This window comes from Sulfurimonas sp. (genome assembly GCF_041563035.1).
Lineage (GTDB): Bacteria > Campylobacterota > Campylobacteria > Campylobacterales > Sulfurimonadaceae > Sulfurimonas.
The window spans coordinates 46,287-64,217 of the sequence record NZ_JBFFNS010000011.1; the positions used below are offsets into that span (position 1 = coordinate 46,287).

Annotated in this window: 17 protein-coding genes; 12 read left to right on the forward strand and 5 right to left on the reverse strand. The window is 33.0% G+C overall.

What is annotated here, in order from left to right; genetic code table 11:
* The first annotated feature begins 36 nt into the window (after positions 1-36).
* The 7 genes from ABZC13_RS08595 to ABZC13_RS08625 all read left to right on the forward strand — a co-directional run bounded on the left by ABZC13_RS08595 (position 37) and on the right by ABZC13_RS08625 (position 7,972).
* Positions 37-744: a tetratricopeptide repeat protein gene (locus ABZC13_RS08595; RefSeq protein WP_373002449.1), complete on the forward strand. Its 708-nt coding sequence runs from the start codon at positions 37-39 to the stop codon at positions 742-744.
* Positions 745-894: 150 nt separating this feature from the next.
* The gene (locus ABZC13_RS08600) at positions 895-1,482 is read left to right on the forward strand and encodes a GNAT family N-acyltransferase (RefSeq protein ID WP_373002451.1); all 588 of its coding nucleotides are present in this window, start codon (positions 895-897) and stop codon (positions 1,480-1,482) included.
* Between the two features lie 41 nt (positions 1,483-1,523).
* Positions 1,524-3,554, forward strand: a complete 2,031-nt coding sequence (locus ABZC13_RS08605; RefSeq protein WP_373002453.1) for a TonB-dependent receptor plug domain-containing protein — start codon at positions 1,524-1,526, stop codon at positions 3,552-3,554.
* A complete protein-coding gene (locus ABZC13_RS08610; protein WP_373002455.1) occupies positions 3,555-4,100 on the forward strand; it encodes a hypothetical protein in 546 nt (181 codons plus the stop codon).
* A gap of 88 nt (positions 4,101-4,188) precedes the next feature.
* Positions 4,189-6,123: an EAL domain-containing protein gene (locus ABZC13_RS08615; RefSeq protein ID WP_373002457.1), complete on the forward strand. Its 1,935-nt coding sequence runs from the start codon at positions 4,189-4,191 to the stop codon at positions 6,121-6,123.
* An 80-nt stretch (positions 6,124-6,203) separates the two neighbouring features.
* Positions 6,204-7,304, forward strand: coding sequence for a redox-regulated ATPase YchF (gene ychF / locus ABZC13_RS08620; protein ID WP_373002459.1), 1,101 nt, complete (start codon positions 6,204-6,206; stop codon positions 7,302-7,304).
* Between the two features lie 44 nt (positions 7,305-7,348).
* Entirely contained in the window at positions 7,349-7,972 is a 624-nt protein-coding gene (locus ABZC13_RS08625; protein WP_373002461.1) for a hypothetical protein, read from the forward strand.
* Here ABZC13_RS08625 and ABZC13_RS08630 read toward each other — a convergent pair.
* From ABZC13_RS08630 to ABZC13_RS08645, 4 genes are read right to left on the reverse strand one after another with little or no spacing between them, the layout of a single operon-like run.
* Positions 7,944-8,726 (reverse strand): hypothetical protein, encoded by a 783-nt coding sequence (locus tag ABZC13_RS08630; RefSeq protein ID WP_373002463.1) that lies wholly within the window; start codon positions 8,724-8,726, stop codon positions 7,944-7,946. The two genes, ABZC13_RS08625 and ABZC13_RS08630, sit on opposite strands and share 29 nt — an antisense overlap.
* The gene (locus ABZC13_RS08635) at positions 8,719-9,537 is read right to left on the reverse strand and encodes a phosphatidylserine decarboxylase (protein ID WP_373002465.1); all 819 of its coding nucleotides are present in this window, start codon (positions 9,535-9,537) and stop codon (positions 8,719-8,721) included. Before ABZC13_RS08635 ends, ABZC13_RS08630 begins: the two co-directional genes overlap by 8 nt.
* A 13-nt stretch (positions 9,538-9,550) precedes the next feature.
* A complete protein-coding gene (gene truD, locus ABZC13_RS08640) occupies positions 9,551-10,627 on the reverse strand; it encodes a tRNA pseudouridine(13) synthase TruD (RefSeq protein ID WP_373002467.1) in 1,077 nt (358 codons plus the stop codon).
* Positions 10,628-10,641: 14 nt separating this feature from the next.
* A complete protein-coding gene (locus ABZC13_RS08645) occupies positions 10,642-11,460 on the reverse strand; it encodes a thiamine-phosphate kinase (RefSeq protein ID WP_373002469.1) in 819 nt (272 codons plus the stop codon).
* Between the two features lie 88 nt (positions 11,461-11,548).
* On the opposite strand from ABZC13_RS08645, the gene ABZC13_RS08650 reads away from it, so the two are divergent.
* The 5 genes from ABZC13_RS08650 to ABZC13_RS08670 all read left to right on the forward strand — a co-directional run bounded on the left by ABZC13_RS08650 (position 11,549) and on the right by ABZC13_RS08670 (position 17,380).
* The gene (locus tag ABZC13_RS08650; RefSeq protein ID WP_373002471.1) at positions 11,549-12,754 is read left to right on the forward strand and encodes a GGDEF domain-containing protein; all 1,206 of its coding nucleotides are present in this window, start codon (positions 11,549-11,551) and stop codon (positions 12,752-12,754) included.
* Between the two features lie 163 nt (positions 12,755-12,917).
* Entirely contained in the window at positions 12,918-14,630 is a 1,713-nt protein-coding gene (gene sdhA / locus ABZC13_RS08655) for a succinate dehydrogenase flavoprotein subunit (RefSeq protein ID WP_373002473.1), read from the forward strand.
* Between the two features lie 9 nt (positions 14,631-14,639).
* On the forward strand, positions 14,640-15,620 hold the full coding sequence (locus ABZC13_RS08660; protein WP_373002475.1) for a succinate dehydrogenase/fumarate reductase iron-sulfur subunit: 981 nt from the start codon (positions 14,640-14,642) through the stop codon (positions 15,618-15,620).
* A gap of 10 nt (positions 15,621-15,630) precedes the next feature.
* The gene (locus ABZC13_RS08665) at positions 15,631-16,512 is read left to right on the forward strand and encodes a CoB--CoM heterodisulfide reductase iron-sulfur subunit B family protein (protein ID WP_373002477.1); all 882 of its coding nucleotides are present in this window, start codon (positions 15,631-15,633) and stop codon (positions 16,510-16,512) included.
* 91 nt (positions 16,513-16,603) lie between these two features.
* The gene (locus tag ABZC13_RS08670; protein WP_373002479.1) at positions 16,604-17,380 is read left to right on the forward strand and encodes an exodeoxyribonuclease III; all 777 of its coding nucleotides are present in this window, start codon (positions 16,604-16,606) and stop codon (positions 17,378-17,380) included.
* Between the two features lie 16 nt (positions 17,381-17,396).
* On the opposite strand, the gene mog is transcribed toward ABZC13_RS08670, so the two are convergent.
* Positions 17,397-17,930, reverse strand: coding sequence for a molybdopterin adenylyltransferase (gene mog / locus ABZC13_RS08675; RefSeq protein ID WP_373002481.1), 534 nt, complete (start codon positions 17,928-17,930; stop codon positions 17,397-17,399).
* Position 17,931 lies beyond the last annotated feature (1 nt).

Consider the following 17,931-nt stretch of genomic DNA (forward strand, 5'->3'; position numbering starts at 1 on the left):
ATGTGTTGTTATATTTAATATGAAGAGGAGAATGTTATGAAAAAGTTACTGCTAGGGCTAATATTTTTACTTAGTTTAAATCTTCAGGCTGATTTTGCTGATGGAATCTATGAATACAATGAAGGCAACTTCGAAGATGCAATGGTTCTATGGGATAAAGCATGTATTGATGGTGATATTAAATCTTGTCACAACTTAGGACTTATGTTGTATAGTGGGAAAAAAGTCAAACAAGACTATCCTAAAGCTATGAAATCCTTTTCAAAATCATGTGATGCTGGAGTGGATAGCAGTTGTTATAATATAGCAATAATGCATCTACGTGGCTATGGAGTTAAACGGGATTATAAAGAAGGAATCAACTTCTATGATAAAGCTTGTAGCGCCGGAAATAGTAAAGCCTGTTACAACTTGGGAAATATATATAAAGATGGACAGATTGTAACTCAACATTTTGAAAAATCTAAAGAATATTTTACAAAATCCTGTAAAGCTGATAATTTGTCTGCGTGTTATGAACTTGGGAATATACATGTAAGAGGTAAAAAAGAATACATACAAGCTAAGAACTTATTCAGCAAAGCTTGTGATGGTGGACTAAACTATGGCTGTTTTAATCTAGGAGTATTATATCTTGAAGGTCACGGCGTTAAAGAAAATAAAGCCACAGCTAAGATACTGTTTAAAAAAGCTTGCGATGGTGGTATATCCACTGCTTGTAAACACTATAAAGAACTTAAATAAATTCAATATAACTCTATTTACATTATAACTGGGTTATTTTGATACTAATTAATTTTCTTAGATACTTTTAGGAGCCATTCTAAACTCTTTTAGTTAGTATATATAGTAATATTGTCATAATTGATTTATAGATTATCGTAAAGGGGCAGCTTGGATTTTAAATTTTTAGAAGTGAAAGACGATGACTTATTGGAAAAAGTATTTGAATTCAGATACAAAATTCTTCTTGACATATATCCTGAGTATTTACAAAATCTAAATTTAAAAGAAGAGAAAGAACAAGACAAATATGACCAATATTCAGTCCATTTTGTTGCCTTAGACAAACATGGTCATATTTGTGCAACCGTTAGATTAATACATAGCTCGCCACTTGGATATCCTACAGAAAACTATATGAAAACAGACAACAGTTCCTTTCAAAGAGAAAAACTTGGCGAGATGTCTAGAATATTCATAGATTCTAAACATAGAAAATTAAAAACAACAAAATGCATAATACATAGTCTAATCAAATTAATTTATATCAAAATGATCCAATTGGATATTGAGTATACCTATGGCTCACTAGAATCAAACTTTTTAAGATTACTAAAAATTTATAAATTGAATTACGTCACAATTGGCGAAGAACAGAAACATAAATATTTTGGCCTACGTCATCCATGTATATTATATACAAAACAGCTTGCTGCTGATAATCCAGAACTTGATAAAACGATAGGAGAACCGTCATAAAAAATAGTATTTTAAATAAGCTACCTAAGATTAGCTTTCTTTTGTTTCCACTTATTAGCTTAACTGGCTTAAATGCTCAAACAGATGCTTTACTCGATTCTATCTCTAGTGAAATGGCACATTTTAGTAAGGTTGCAACCGTTACTAAACAAAATGAGCATTACCAGCCATATATAGTCTCCGTATTTCAAGGTGAAGAGTTAGAAAAATTAGGAGTTTCCAACCTAAAAGAAGCTCTAGTCTTGGTGCCAGGTGTTGATATGGCTACAGATAACTTCAACAATCAGACACCTGTTTTTAGAGGATCAAATCCTCTTGCCTATGGTCAATCAAAACTTTTTATTGATGATGTACTGGTAAATAGTGTATTTTTTGATGCTTATTTTGAATATCTATCATTTCCTATAGAGATGATCAAGCGTATCGAAGTCACAAGAGGACCTGGAAGTAAAACTGATGGTGTAAATGCTTATGCAGGTTCTATCCATGTTGTAACGTATGCCGAAGACTTTAAAGACTTTGAAAACAATGATAAGCTAGTTTTTAAATATGGTTCATATGACTATATGATGGGTGGATTTATAAAAAACTTCAAAAGTGAAGACTTAAAAGTGTTTACAGACTTTTACTACCAGCAGGATGACAAAAAGCTGTATGCCGGTCCAGATGGTCTTTCACAAGGAGCACTAGGTGCTGTAAATATACCACGTTCTCAAACAGGCGATGCTCCAGTGTGGCTCAAAGAATATTCTCTTGGTTTAAACATAAAATATAAAGATATATCTGTTAAAGCGAGACTGCATGATCGCACTCAAGGTAGTGCATATGGTGTAAACCTTGCTTTACCACAAGATGATGATAGAGTAAAACTTCCAAATTATTATCTTGAACTTGGATATAACAAAGATATTAACAACTTTACTGTTGATATAAAAGCAGGCATTAAATATAATGCTTTTGACTCTAAATCTAAGCTGGCTCCTGACAACACAATACTATCCGGTCCTACCCTTTTTCCTAACGGTGTATATAGTGAGCACTTCGCTGCGCAAAGAGAATTATATCAATCTTCATATATTAAGTATAAGGGTATTAAAAAGCATCTTATTACTGCAGGATATCGTTTCACAAATGAAGAAACAATTGATATGACTTCTAAACTCTCAAACAGAGCAACTGGAGATGCAGTTCTTGTAGACTATACAAACACATTGCCATTTTTTGATAAAAATGCTAAGCGCAATACTATAGTTTTATCTCTACAAGATGAGTTTCAATACAGTAATAGTTTTAGTTTTATTTATGGCTTTAACTATGAGGAAAACACATATAAAACAGCAGGTATTGAACCTAGAATCTCCATGGTATATCAACATAGCACTGATAACATTTTTAAAGCTATATATAGCCGTTCTCACAGGGATGCTTCGTGGCAAGAGATGTATACAATGAACAACTTGGCCAGAGTTGGCAATACTGAATTAGATTCTGAGAAAGTAGATGCTTTTGAAGTCGCATATATTAAAAAATTCTCTAGCGATGCATACCTGCAAACAAATGTTTTTTACCTAATGAATAAAGACCAAATATATAATACTGCAGCAGATCCTACATATAGGAATGTTGTAGACACAGATATCTATGGTTTTGAATTTGAATATAAAGGCAATCTGACATCTTCAGATCAACTCTACTTTAATTATGCCTATGTTAGAGGAACTTCTTATATAAAAGATGAAGATAAGAGTGAGTCTCTACCTAATGTTGCAAACCATTTAGCTAAAGGTTACTATATATACAATATAAGCAATTCATTATCACTTAGCGGTCTTGCAAAGTATATTGGTTCAAAAGAGAGAGTATCTGGTGATACAAGAGACACATTAGAAGCATATTCTACTCTAGACACTTCTCTTAACTACAAAAATAAAAAGTATAACTATACAATAGCACTTAGTCTAAAAAATATATTTGATGCGACAGTTAAATATCCATCTCCTCCAAAAACATACTCGGAAGATTATGAGCAAGAGGGTAGAAACTTCCTTATCGCTCTAACGAAGAAATTCTAAATGAAAAAAACAATCTTCTTATTCCTAATCTTAGTTAATATAGCTTATGGATATAGTTATAATGACATCCTGCTAAAAGCGCAAGCCTCTATTTTTCCAAAGATTATGCTCCTTGACAAAAAACTGAAGAATAAACTCATTGATGGAAAAATAGTTTATACTATAACTTATGATAAAAGTGATCTTCATACAGCGCAAGAAATAAGTAAATTTATAGACAAAAATTATGATGGATATTTTGATAAATATCCATATAAAATAAACCTAGTTGAATTTTCTGATTTATCAAATGATACAAAATCATCTGCTATTTACACTCTAAACTCAGATACACACATAAATAAAGTTGCCAGAATTGCGAAAGAAAATGGTGTAATATCTTTTTCATACGACATACAAAATCTAAAAAAAGGATTACTTTTTTCTCTAATGCTAGAAAAAACAACGGTTCTTTATTTAAATAAAGAAGACTTGAATAAAACAAAAATAGACTTTGTTGATTCTTTACTGCAAATGGTGAGGTTTATAGACAAAAATAATTTATAATTGTCTCTCAACTTTGATATTTATATGTTAAAATAGCTTCTAGAAAATATAGTTCTGCAACTTGAAATTTGATGGAGGTTTTTTTGCTATGAAAATAAAAAAAACGAAATCTCTCTCCAGCAAAATCGTACTACTTATCATGATTATCTCCATTCTTAGTGTTTTAATTATCTTCACTGTGTTTGAAAGAGTAAATAAAAAAGCCTTTTATAGCATAGAGATGGAAAAAGCAAATCTTGTTGCTAGGACTATAGAACCTTTAATCGCCATAAATATCTACCTTGATATGAAGGATCGAAATGATCAAGTATTAAGTCAACTTCTAGAAAATCCAAATATACTAGCCGTTAAAGTTTTAAAAAATAACAAAGTTATTAATGAGATTATATCATCAGAGTATGCTAGCAATACGGAGGAATCCTTTATCATAGAGCAAGTTATACATCAACCAAACTCTAGAAATGTACTCGGTTCCTTAATTATAACTTATTCAAATAAAAACTACAAAGAACTAATAGCTCAATATTCCAAAATACTACTAATAATGTTCATTGTTTTTAGTATTATTTTTACACTTTTTAGTTTATATGTAAAAAAACTTTTATTACCGCTTAGAAAGATTGTAAAATCATTAAAAAAATATTCTCCAGATCAAGAGATAGAAATTCCATATGTATCTCAAAATAATGAGATTGGACTTATTTCAAAAGCTCTAAATGATATGCAGAAAAAAATATCTCAATACTCAGATAAGCAAAAAAATATAAACCAATATCTTGAAGAAAAAGTAAATGAAAAAACATTAGAGCTACGTAAACAACTATATACTGATACACTTACAAAATTACCAAACAGACATAGTCTGCTTAATGATATCATCAGCAGTAATGATGGAGCACTTCTTATTATTAACATAGATGATTTCAAAGAAATAAATGACTTTTTTGGACAAATGGCAGGCGATGATATATTGAAAAGTTTTGCATATAAACTTAACAGCATGTTTAATAAGCAACAAGATTTGACTATAAGTAGACTCTCAGGTGATGAATTTGCTCTTTTTTTTACAAAAAAACCATCTGCAGAAGAGTTTATTGAAATAGCTAAAAAATTGGTTTCAGATGTTGAAAAAATGATATTTTTCTATGAAAACAATGAGCTGTCCATTAGAGTTACCGTAGGTGGCTCTTATCAAATAGAAAATGTCTTAGAAAAAGCAGATATAGCTCTAAAATCAGCAAAGAAACGACAGGAGTCTTTTTTACTTTATGATGAAAAGTTAAATATAGAAGAGCAATATAAAGATAATATTGAGTGGGTAAAAAATCTTAAAATAGCTATAGCTAATGATAAGATAGTTCCACACTTTCAGGCTATATATGACAATAAGTCAGATAAAATTGCAAGTTACGAGTGCTTAATACGTCTGATTGATGAGAATGAAAATATAATTAGTCCATATAAATTTTTAACAATTGCTAAAAAAAGTAGACTATATGGTGAATTGACAAAAATTATGATTGAGAAAAGTTGTAAATATTTTGAAAATATTAATTGTGATTTTTCTGTGAACCTATCAGTTGAAGATATTTTAAATAAAAGTACTGTTGAGTATATTAAGCAAAAGATAAAAGAGCATAATGTTTCTAAAAAAATCATATTTGAGATTCTAGAATCTGAAGGTATTGAGAACTACGAAGATGTGGCAATTTTCACAAATGAGATGAAAGCGCTTGGTTGTAGAATAGCTATAGACGATTTTGGCTCTGGCTACTCTAACTTTGAGCATCTTCTTCAATTAAAAATTGACTACATAAAAATAGATGGTACTCTCATAAAAAATATTGACCATGACATAAATGCTCAAATAGTTGTTGAGACTATAGTTGATTTTGCACAGAGACTAAATATATTAACTGTAGCAGAGTTTGTACACAATGAAGCAGTTTACAAAAAGATAAAAGATTTAAGTATTGATCGTACTCAAGGATTTTACTTAGCCCAGCCTCAAAATCAAATATAATAATTTACTCTTTACAAATAAACCAAGTATAATTTAGATAATATTACACAATTATTTTATAAGCATTATAAAGGGTACAAATGGGATTAAGTATAGGTCTAGTAGGACTTCCAAACGTAGGTAAATCAACAACATTCAATGCATTAACAAAAGCACAAAACGCAGAAGCTGCAAACTACCCGTTTTGTACTATTGAACCAAATAAAGCAGTGGTTCCAGTTCCAGATAAAAGACTGGCAGAGCTAGCTAAAATTGTTAACCCTGAAAGAATCCAATACTCAACATTAGACTTTGTTGATATTGCAGGTCTGGTTAAGGGTGCTTCTAAAGGCGAAGGTCTTGGAAATAAGTTTTTATCTAATATACGCGAGACAGAAGTTATTCTACAAATCGTTAGGTGTTTTGATGATGAAAACATTGTTCACAACGAAGGAAGTATCGACCCACTTCGTGATGTTGAAATCATCGAAGGTGAACTTATCCTTGCTGACATTGAAGTACTTTCTAATCGTATTGATAGACTTAAGAAACAAGCTAAGGCAGATAAAAGCGCTAAAGCTGCTTTAGATATGGCAGAAGAGCTTATGGAGTTTTTAGGTGATGGCAACTTAGCTAGAAACTTCAAAGATGTAGATAGCGATACGTACCAACAACTAAACAATGAAGTTAGGTTTTTAACTCAAAAAGAGATTATGTATGGTGCCAACACTGATGAAGATGGTCTTTTAGAGGACAATGAATACGTAATAGCTCTAAAAGAACATGCAGATAAAAACAACTGTGAACTTATCAAGCTTTGTGCAAAAGTTGAAGAAGAGCTGATTGGTCTTGAGGATGATGAAGCACAAGAATTTTTAACAGACCTTGGTGTTGAAGAATCAGGACTGGAGCAGATCATACACAAAGGTTTTGATAAACTTGGACTTATGAGCTACTTTACTGCTGGTGTTAAAGAGGTTCGTGCTTGGACTATCAGAAAAAATTCAACTGCTCCAAGAGCTGCAGCAGCTATTCACAACGACTTTGAAAAGGGTTTCATCCGCGCAGAAGTTATATCTTACAACGACTACATAGAGTGTGGTGGAGAAGGCAAAGCTAAAGAAGCAGGTAAAATGAGACTAGAAGGTAAAGAGTACATCGTACAAGACGGCGATGTAATGCACTTTAGATTTAACGTTTAGATACAAAAGCCGATGTAATATAAACTAATAATGAGGGAAATATTATGGAGTTGAAATATGTTGGCCCAAAACCGATAATCTCACATACAGGCATAGAGTTTGACAATAACAAAGAAGATAAGTATGTATATCTAAATATTGTTGTTCAGCTCTTAAAAGCACTAGATCACGATTATTTTGAAGATAAAACATATAACTATCAGGCTCACACTCAGCGTCTATCTTCAGAAGAACTATATAATGAATTAAAAAAGCAGTGTCCAAATATCAAAGCACTGATGGAACAAGAAAATCACAATATAGAAGAAGAGATTGAGCATAACCTTCAAAGAGCAGAAGAAAACAGTATTTTAAACGAAGAAAATAAAAAGATACTACAAAATAATATAAATATAATGCATGACTATTTAGTTCAACGTTCTATCAATAAAAGTGTATATTATTGTGCTATAGATGCATTAGCCGAGCTACTTAAAAAAGATCATATAGACCATATCATAACACCTATGTTTCAAACATTTTCACATGTACTTCATTCTGTTCAAGGAAGCCTAAAAAAGCAGAAGTCTCCAATTGATACAGCTCTTGATGTGTTTGAAAAAGATGGAAAACTACTTGTGAAGTTACAAGTTGTAAATACTAAGAAAGGTGGGTCATTCCTATCATAGATTGAACCATTGTATCTTTTAATCTTTTAACACCAGGATCAAATTTATCTAGTCCTAGATGCTTTAGCTTACTCAGCTCTTTATCTGCTTTATCAAGTAAACTATGCAGCCTCTGCTTCTCATCTGTATCTATTGTAGGATTAGTATACTTTCCTCTTATCTCAAAAACTTTCATCTTAGCAGTAGTTATATCAGAGTTTTTATTATTTTGAGCAGCCTTAATGCGACTATATAGTTGAGAAAAATTATGCATCTCAAGTATTTGTCTATTTTTAATTAAATCACTCTGTAGGGTTTCTTGTATAAGATGAGCGACTTCTTTATCTTGCTTAACATTTGAGACCAGTTCGATAAATGTATCAGCTATCTCCTCAAAGATCTGTCGTTTATATTTTTCATAGTAACCTTTAGCAATAGCATGTATAAATTTTACTCTTGCCTTATCCTGAAGCTCCGCTACAGCTTCTTTTTTTGGATAGTACAAAACTTCAGTTGCAAAACTAATCCACTCATTTGCTATTTCATGAAAAATAATATTTACTATCTGTGTAAATTTAAAATCACTATAGTTTTTTAAATATAAAAAGTTGATTTCATACTTTAGTTTACCCCGAACAAGAGTCTGCGCTAGTATTTCCATAATCTCAAGCCTGTCATAGTGAGAAGAGACATGAAGAACTTCCCACTCAAACAGCGCTCTATCTTTAAAAAGCTTGTCAATATACTTTTGCTTTTCCTCTTGTGTTTTATACATTTTTAGCTATAGTTTCTCCATACTTAACATCTTTACCAACTAAGTCTTCAAGTTCCAACATACCTTTTTGAGCAAGTATAACTATTGTAGAACCCATCTCAAAACATCCAAAATCATCACCTTTATTTAAGTACAAATCTTTATACTCATATACAGTTGATGTTTGTGCATCTGCATTTGTTTTTATTTTTGGTTCAAATGCAACTTGCATCACACCAACATTTAAAGCACCGACAAGTACCATATAAAACTTCTTACCAGAGGCATTTTCACACAGCAGAACAACTCTTTCATTTTCTATAAAAAGGTTAAGTCTCTTTCTTAATGATGGAAAATTTACTGGGTAGAGTTTACCAGGAATATGTACAGCTCTTAAAACTTTTAGATTTGTAGGTATATGATAACGGTGATAATCTTTTGGAGAAAGGTAAAAGTTTACAAACTCTCCATCATGAATAATCTTCTTTTCATCAGAACTAAATGACTCACCAAGAAGCTCATCACTTGAGTATCTCATACCTTTGATTTGCAGTGCGTAGTCTTCTTGCAATGTACCACACTCTGATATCAAAGAGTCACATGGTGAAATAAATGCTTCAGCATCTAAAGAGTACTTTCTATCTTCTCTCAACTTTCTTGTAAAAAGAGCATTTAAACTTCTGTATGTGCTAGGAGCGTGAAACTCACTCATGTCTAGACCCATTAAACCTACATAAGAGCTATTAACTATTTTTTGAAACCATTTTGGGAACTCTTTATTTGCAAATTTTCCAAAGTTTTGTGAAATCGCTGATGTTATATGTTTACTCATTTATGCTTATATCCTATTCGTTAATTTTTCTTTTTGCTATCTCTTCTAAAAGAACCGTTGCATATGAGCCTTTTGGAAGTGTAAAGTTCATCTCATACTGTGCTTCAACAGGTTTAAACCGTCCCTCAATATCCTCTGGGAAAACCCATGCGTATCTTCTTGCACCATCTGCATTTATCTCATCATCGAAATCTTTTTCTATATCTCTTGCTATTCCCGAAGCAACTTTGACTTTTTTACCGCACAAAAGACCTGTTGGAGAGATACCTCTATCGTTAAATCTATTTAAATCTTCCTGGCTTTCTTCAAAATCAAATAGCTTGCCGTATGGGTAATGTTCCATTACATCACCTTCTATGAGCTTAAATGGATGCTTCTGAGCTTTTAGTTTTGTGAGTTCATTATTTGGCATATTTAAAATTGATTCAAGCTCTGAGGGCTCAAAATTATTTACCAATCTGTTTATTTCTAATCTTCTACTAAGCCATAAGTTAAAAAGGTGACTCTGGTAAGCATTTATAAGTAATTTCTTTACTCTTGGGTTACGCTCTCTAGCTTCACCTTTAGCAAGTTTTTCACCTAAAATATGGTTATCACCGTCATTTCCAAATCTTTGATATCCAAAAAAGTTTGGCATACCGAATTTAGTGATATTTTTAAGAGCTTCATCTATTTTTACAGCACTTGTAGGGTTGACTTTTTTAACTTTAATAAAAAATCTATTACCTTTCAAGTGCCCTATTCGTATCTTATTATTATGGTAAGTTTTTGAGATAATTTTTACATTTTCATGTTCAAAATTCTCCAACATATCTTCATGTTGTTTATGAATAGAAATATACTGCTTTGTCATTGCATGCTTGTCTTTTAAGCCAGCATAACCTATATCTCTATTTTTAATGCCAAGATATCTAGCGAGTATTCCCACTAATTCAGAAGTAGTTAGATTCTTCTTTCTTACAAAAAGAATTAGATGTTCCCCTTCTCCTGAAAATTCATAAAGAGGTATTTCTTCAACAACAAAGTCTCTAGGAGTCTGTTTAAAATGAAAATCGATGCTAGTATGATCTAGCGAATAGAATCTATCCATATGTTTATATGCCTTTAAAAATGATGCGCTTTGCATCTGGAAGTATATTTAACTCTTGCACTTGTTGCAAAAATATTCAGCGGTGTTCTGGCTTGCGCAGCTCTTCTTATAAGTGCTTTTGCATTTCTCTTGTCAAAGGCTACTAACATCTCATACTCTTCACCACTACAGGCTATAGTTTTTGAAATCTTCTTGCTAAATTTAAAGCCTACTCTGTTTAAAGATGCAAGTTTATCTAAATCACTAAAAAGACCATCTGAAATATCCATACCTGAACTCAAAAATCTACTACAGTTATCTACAAACTTATCTCTAAATTTTATATCAATAAATTTTGACTTACTATGTATTTTACCAAGACTCAAAAGACGTTGTAAATCTTTTTTACTTCTGCCCAATTCACCAGTATAAGCCACCATGTAGCCATGCCTTAATCCACTTCGCTGTAATGGTCTCTTTGTATGTGAAATTATAGTTATGGTTATGTCTAATTTAATATTACTAATAGTGTCTCCACCAATAATCTCAATCCCATACTTTGCCGCTGTATCTTTGAAGCCAGATGCTAACTCTCGCATCTGCTGCTTTGAAATATCTTTTGGCATAGCCACACTTAAAAGGGCATATATTGGTTTTGCATTCATTGAGACTGCATCTGATATATTAATCATCATAGACTTTACAGCTATTTGATAGTGACTCATCCATTTAGTCTTAAAATGCACATTCTCGAAGAATGCATCTTTAGAGTAAACTTGATCACCAATCAAAGCACCATCGTCACCAATACGATTACTATTAAATTGAGATATAAAATAATTTTCTAAATTCAAACAAACTTCTTTAAAATTACCTTTAAGTAGGGATTAAAGGCTATAAATATAAAATACTTATAATTATATCATTTTTAGGAAAAATAACATGAAACATTCTATAAATAAAATTTTCAATAATCTTTCTACGCTTTTAATCATCATAACATTAACCCTTGGACTTGTGACACTTTTAGTTCTAGAACAAAACAGTTCATATTTAAAGATAAATAATCTTAAAAATCAAAAAGATATTATCAAGAGTTTAGCAAATTTGCAAAAAAAAGACATAGAGCTGGCTCTAATCCAATTTAATGGTAAAAGTACTCAACTACATCACGAGATTGAAAAACTTCGTAATCTAAACAAGTATGACTACACTGGGAAGTTTTTACTAGGAAACTCCGAAGAATATCTATCTGATTTGGACAATTTATCTACACTTACTACCAATTTCAATAAATCAGCTCATCAATATTACATAAATAATCTTGAAAATGCTGAAGAAAAGAATCAAGAACTAAAAAATGCTTTTCACTCTATAAATACATTTTTAGACTCTATGATTATTAAAAATATTTCATACAATGAAGATAAATTTCACATACTTGAGAAGATAACTATCTTTTCATTTATACTCACCTTAATAACTACATTTTGGTACAGAAGAAGATTAAATTCTATTTATACAGATGTTCTGCATCTCTACGCAATTGATAAAGACAAAAAAGATTATGTAATCTTTTCCGAAGAAGCAGACGCGATTAAACTTAGGATGAATAGAAAACCTGTAGTAACAGACAACCCAGCTATGCTAGACCCTGTCACACAGATTAATAATCATAAGGGAATGCTAAGTTCTTACAGTAATAAAAAAGGTATGAAAGATAGTAATTTTACTTCAGTTACTATCTTTGAAATTGATAATTTTTCTAAACAAAATAGAGCATTTTCACAGGAATTCACGCAAGCTATACTAAAAAAAGTTGCTTTTACTATTTCTCTTCATGAACAAGCAACTGATGTTATAGCTAGAACAGATTATAATCAGTTCACTGTTATTTTATCAAGAGCTTCTAAGGAGCAATCTTTTAAAGATATTGATATTATACGTCAAAGTATTTCAGAGATCAAATTTAAAGCACCTGGTGGAGACTCTATAACAATTACTGTAAGTGGTGGTTTTATTATTAAACCAAATAACCAGTCTTTAGATGAATCTCTAAGACAAGCTAAAGAAGTTTTACAACACGCTAAGAAAAAAGGTAAAAATACAATTTCACAAATCAGAGATTTAGCGGAGCATGAACTCTAAAACATCTGTTACTAAAAGTTACCATATTTATTTTAATTAATTATATATGTCCTAAATAGTAACAATCTCAAACTTCCTTATTTCAAACCTCACATTTAACATTGCCAAAGGCTTATCGCGATATAATCAACATTATTTTTATATCTTTAACGAAGGAAAGCTAATGAGTATTCCTATTTATACTTACGATGCAATTGTTGTTGGTGCTGGTCTAGCAGGCTGTGCCGCAGCAAGAGAATTGCAAAATGCAGGAAAAAAAGTTGCTGTTATTACAAAGCTACACCCATTAAGAAGCCACTCGGGGGCAGCTCAAGGTGGTGTTAATGCAGCATTTAGTGATGAAGACAGTATTGAGTTACACGAGTTTGATACGGTAAAAGGTTCTGATTATTTGGCAGATCAAGATGCCGTAGAGTTCATGTGTCAAAAAGCTCCAGAAACTATTCGTTGGGCAGAAAGAATGGGTGCAGCATTTAGCCGTACTCCAGATGGAAAGATTGCTCAAAGACCTTTTGGTGGTCAATCTTCTCCTCGTGCATGTTATGCAAAAGACAGAACAGGCTTAACTCTACTACAGACTATTTATGAACAAGCTCACCGCGCCGGTGTTAAGTTTTGGGATGAATGGTACGCAGCTGACTTAATATACAAAGATGGTAAAGTTAGCGGAATTGTTGCCTTTAATATTCGTGATATGCAAACTGTTATCTTTAATGCAAAATCAGTAATGTTTGCAACTGGTGGATATGCTCGTTCATACAAGATCAACTCTAACGCTCATGCAAATACTGGTGACGGTCTATCTATTGTTGCTCGCCATGGTCTTCCTTTAGAAGATATGGAATTTGTACAGTTTCACCCATCTGGATTATCTGGAAACGGTGTTTTAATATCTGAAGCTGCTCGTGGTGAAGGTGGTCGCCTTTTAAACTCTGAGGGTGAAAGATTTATGGAGAAATATGCTCCAAATGCTATGGAACTAGCATCTCGTGATGTTGTATCTCGTGCAATTTTAAATGAGATCAGAGAAGGTCGCGGTGTTGGACCAAGAAAAGATGCAGTTTATATCGATGTAACTCACCTTGGAAAAGATATTATTATGGAAAGACTTCCTGAGCTTCGTGATCTTGCTATCACATTCTTAGGTCTAGACATGATTAAAGAGCCAATATTAATCTCTGCAACTGCACACTACTCTATGGGTGGTATTCCGGTTAATATAGCTGGAAATGTTCGTAAGAATAACGATGAGACGATAGAAGGCTTCTATGCTGCAGGTGAGTGTTCATGTGTATCAGTTCATGGCGCAAACCGTCTTGGTGCTAACTCAGTTCTTGAAGCTCTACTATTTGGTCGCTTTGTTGGTAAGACAATGGTTGAAGAAATTGACAACATTGAGCTTCGTCCGGCAACTGAGGAAGATGCAAAAACTGCATTAGCTGAAATCGACTTTGTTTTAACTAACAATGGAGATGAAACTGTTCCTGGTCTTAGAGAAGAACTTCAACAATGTATGACAGATAATGCAGGTGCATTTAGAACGAAAGAGACTTTAGACATTGCAATTGCAAAAGTTAAAGAACTTCGTGCTAGATTTAAGAACATACGTATTAAAGACAAATCAAAAGTATTCAATACTGAGCTTCAAGAAGCTATAGAGTTTGGGCATATGATTGATTACTCTGCATTCATAGTTGAGAGTGCTGTTGCAAGAAATGAGAGTCGTGGTGCTCACTATAGAGAAGATTTTGATTCTCGTGATGATGAAAACTTTTTAAAACACACTATGGCTTACATGGATGAAAAAGGTGACATCACACTAGATTATATGGATGTTACTCTTGGAAAACATGAACTAAAAGCAAGAACATACTAAGGAGAACTTATGAGTACAGATAACATAACTACACAAAAAGTAAACTTCAAAGTATTTCGTTTTAATGCTGATGAAGACTACCTTCCATATTATGAAGATTATAATATGGAAGTAACTTCTGAAGAAGTTGTTTTAGATATATTAAATAGAATTAAATGGGACCATGATGGTAGTTTTTCTTACCGTCGTAGTTGTCGTCACGGTATATGTGGTGCATGTGCTATTAAGGTTAATGGTCGTTCAACTCTTGCTTGTAAAGAGAGTATGACAGATATGGTTGAACTTTTTGGTAGTGAACTTACAATTGAGCCATTAAGCATCAAGCGTGCAGTTAAAGATATGATTATAGATAAAGGTGATTTCTGGGAGAAGCATGACGCTATCCACCCATATCTTATCTCTGATGTTGAAGAACATCCAGAACATGAGCATATAGTAACACCAGAAGAAGCAGAAGAGTTAAATGAAGCTGATTTATGTATTCAATGTGGTGCTTGTCACTATGCTTGCCCTGTTGTTGAAGTTAACGAAGATTTCTTTGGTCCTGCTGCATTTGCTAAAGCTTATCGTTTTGAAGCTGATGTTCGTGATGACGCACACACAGAAAGACTTTTAGACTTACACGAAGAAGGTCAAGGTCTTTGGGACTGTGTTAAATGTTTTGAATGTGCAGAAGTTTGTCCTAAAGATGTTAATCCTATTGATAAAATCACTAAGCTTCACCAGATGCTGTTTAAAGAAGGAGTTGCAACTTCAAATGTAGCTACTCGTCATGCAGTTGGTTTCAAGAATTCTATTGCTAAGCATGGTATGCTTGATGAAGGTGGATTAGTTCTTTATTCAGAAGGCCCTGGAATCGTTAAACATATTCCTGTAGCACTACAGATGTTTAGAAAAGGTAAAATCGTTATGCCTTGGAATATGCCAAAATCTGATAATCTTGATGAGATACAAAAACTAATCAAGTCATCATCAACTGCAAAGTTCTAGGAGTAAAAATATGAAAAAATTAAAATATGCACTTTTTACTGGTTGTACAGCTAAACAAAGTACTCCAGAACAGATGATGTCAACTCTAGCAATAGCAGAAAAACTAAATATTGAGCTTGTAGAGCTTACAGAAGCTTCATGTTGTGGTGCTTCTCACCTACAAGACTATGATGATTTTTTATCTCTTGTTTTAAATGCTAGAAATATTGCTTATGCTGAGAAGCACGAGCTTACTATGGTGACAATCTGTAATACATGTCAATTAAATACAGCAATGACTAAGCATCGTCTTGATAATAATGCTGACCTTAAAGCTAGAGTGAATGAAAAGCTTGCAGAAGTTGGTTTAGAGTACAAAGGTACTTCTGAGATCATTCACTTCTTATATGCAATCATTGAAGATATCGGTCTTGATAAGATTGCAGAGATGGTAACAACTCCTTTAAGCCAGTTCAATATTGCACCATTTTATGGTTGTCACAATATTCGTCCATCAGAGCTTCATAATGAGTTCAAGAAGACTAAAGAAAGCGCTTATCGCCCTACTTCACTTGATGATTTAATCATTGCGTGTGGTGGCAATACAGTTGACTATGAAGAGAAAAACAAGTGTTGTGGTTTTCACGTAGAACTACAAGCTCCAAAAACTGCTTCTATTTTAACTGGTAATGCTATTGCCGGTGCAATGGATGGTAATGCTGACTGGATGGTAACACCATGTCCACTATGTCACTTAAAGCTTGATACACAAACACATCATGCTTCTGAAGCAATTGGTCGTGAAGTTAAACTACCGGTTCTTCATATGCAGCAAATGATTGGTCTTGCACTTGGTTGTTCTTCAGAAGAACTAGGTTTACAACACCACGTATCTAAAGTTAATTTCATATAACTAACCGAAGGAACTCAGTTCCTTCGGTTACACTAACAAATTGCCAAAACCTTCTTGGTAATATATACATCTCACAAATGGAATCCATAATATGTCAAACTCAATAGAAATAATCTCATGGAATGTTAATGGTGTTCGTGCTGTTGCGAACAAAGAAGCTCTAAAATGGATTGATGAACGTCAACCGGACATATTATGCCTGCAAGAGATAAAAGCTCTAGAAGATCAAATACCAAAAGATATGTTTGAAAAAGAGTATCAAGACATCATCGTAAACTCTGCTACAAAAAAAGGGTATAGCGGGACTATGACTTGGAGCACTATGAAAAATGACTACAACTCTACTTGTATGGATATTGACACTATGAGCGAGGGTAGAATAGTCGAGACTCACTATGATGATATAGTTCTTTTTAACGTATACTTTCCAAACGGTCAAAAAGATGAAGAGAGGCTAGCCTACAAAATGAAGTTCTATGATGATTTTTTAACCTATTGTGAGACGTTGAGAGAAGATGGAAAATCTATCATTATCTGCGGAGATGTTAATACTGCTCACAAAGAGATAGACCTAAAGAACCCTAAAGCGAACTCTAAAACATCAGGCTTTTTACCTATTGAGAGAGAGTGGATAGATAAGCTTTTAAATCATGGATATATAGACACTTTCAGATATGTGAATGGTGATGAGATTGACAGATACAGTTGGTGGTCTTATCGCTCGTCTGCAAGACTAAAAAACGTTGGCTGGAGAATAGACTATTTCTTTATATCGGAAGATTTGGCTGAAAACCTGGAAGATGCTTTTATACTAGAGTACATTGAAGGATCAGATCACTGTCCTGTAGGGATAAGACTCTCAATATAAAAGAGAGTCATATATCTTACTTAGCCTTAGGTCTGAATGCTTTAATAACATCCTCATTCGTCTCAATAAATGGACCTTCTATCAAATCAATACAATATGGAACAGCTGGAAAGACTGCATCTAGACATTCACGGATTGATTTTGGTTTTCCAGGTAAGTTGATAATAAGAGACTTGCCTCTTATTCCTGCCGTTTGACGTGAAAGAATCGCAGTTGGTACATACTGTAGACTAACCTGACGCATAAGTTCTCCAAAGCCTGGCATCATTTTTTCACAAACATTCTCTGTAGCCTCAGGAGTCACATCACGAAGAGCTGGACCCGTTCCGCCAGTTGTTACGACTAAACAACATCCTGCCTCATCACAAAGCTCTTTCATAGTCTCTTCAATAATGTCCTGTTCATCAGGTATACATCTATAAACTATCTCAAATTCACTAGTTAAATAATCTTTCATAGTATCTTGAATTGCTACACCTGATATATCTTCATATATTCCTTTACTTGCTCTGTCGCTTGCTGTTATTACACCTATTTTTATTTCGCTCATA

Bases quoted from the DNA above. Each gene is read 5' to 3' on its own strand.
- ABZC13_RS08635 (WP_373002465.1), bottom strand. From the start codon at position 9,537: ATGAGTAAACATATAACATCAGCGATTTCACAAAACTTTGGAAAATTT.
- ABZC13_RS08615 (WP_373002457.1), top strand. From the start codon at position 4,189: ATGAAAATAAAAAAAACGAAATCTCTCTCCAGCAAAATCGTACTACTT.
- sdhA (WP_373002473.1), top strand. From the start codon at position 12,918: ATGAGTATTCCTATTTATACTTACGATGCAATTGTTGTTGGTGCTGGT.
- ABZC13_RS08670 (WP_373002479.1), top strand. From the start codon at position 16,604: ATGTCAAACTCAATAGAAATAATCTCATGGAATGTTAATGGTGTTCGT.
- ABZC13_RS08660 (WP_373002475.1), top strand. From the start codon at position 14,640: ATGAGTACAGATAACATAACTACACAAAAAGTAAACTTCAAAGTATTT.
- ABZC13_RS08595 (WP_373002449.1), top strand. From the start codon at position 37: ATGAAAAAGTTACTGCTAGGGCTAATATTTTTACTTAGTTTAAATCTT.
- ABZC13_RS08610 (WP_373002455.1), top strand. From the start codon at position 3,555: ATGAAAAAAACAATCTTCTTATTCCTAATCTTAGTTAATATAGCTTAT.
- ABZC13_RS08650 (WP_373002471.1), top strand. From the start codon at position 11,549: ATGAAACATTCTATAAATAAAATTTTCAATAATCTTTCTACGCTTTTA.
- ychF (WP_373002459.1), top strand. From the start codon at position 6,204: ATGGGATTAAGTATAGGTCTAGTAGGACTTCCAAACGTAGGTAAATCA.
- ABZC13_RS08625 (WP_373002461.1), top strand. From the start codon at position 7,349: ATGGAGTTGAAATATGTTGGCCCAAAACCGATAATCTCACATACAGGC.
- ABZC13_RS08665 (WP_373002477.1), top strand. From the start codon at position 15,631: ATGAAAAAATTAAAATATGCACTTTTTACTGGTTGTACAGCTAAACAA.
- truD (WP_373002467.1), bottom strand. From the start codon at position 10,627: ATGGATAGATTCTATTCGCTAGATCATACTAGCATCGATTTTCATTTT.
- mog (WP_373002481.1), bottom strand. From the start codon at position 17,930: ATGAGCGAAATAAAAATAGGTGTAATAACAGCAAGCGACAGAGCAAGT.
- ABZC13_RS08630 (WP_373002463.1), bottom strand. From the start codon at position 8,726: ATGTATAAAACACAAGAGGAAAAGCAAAAGTATATTGACAAGCTTTTT.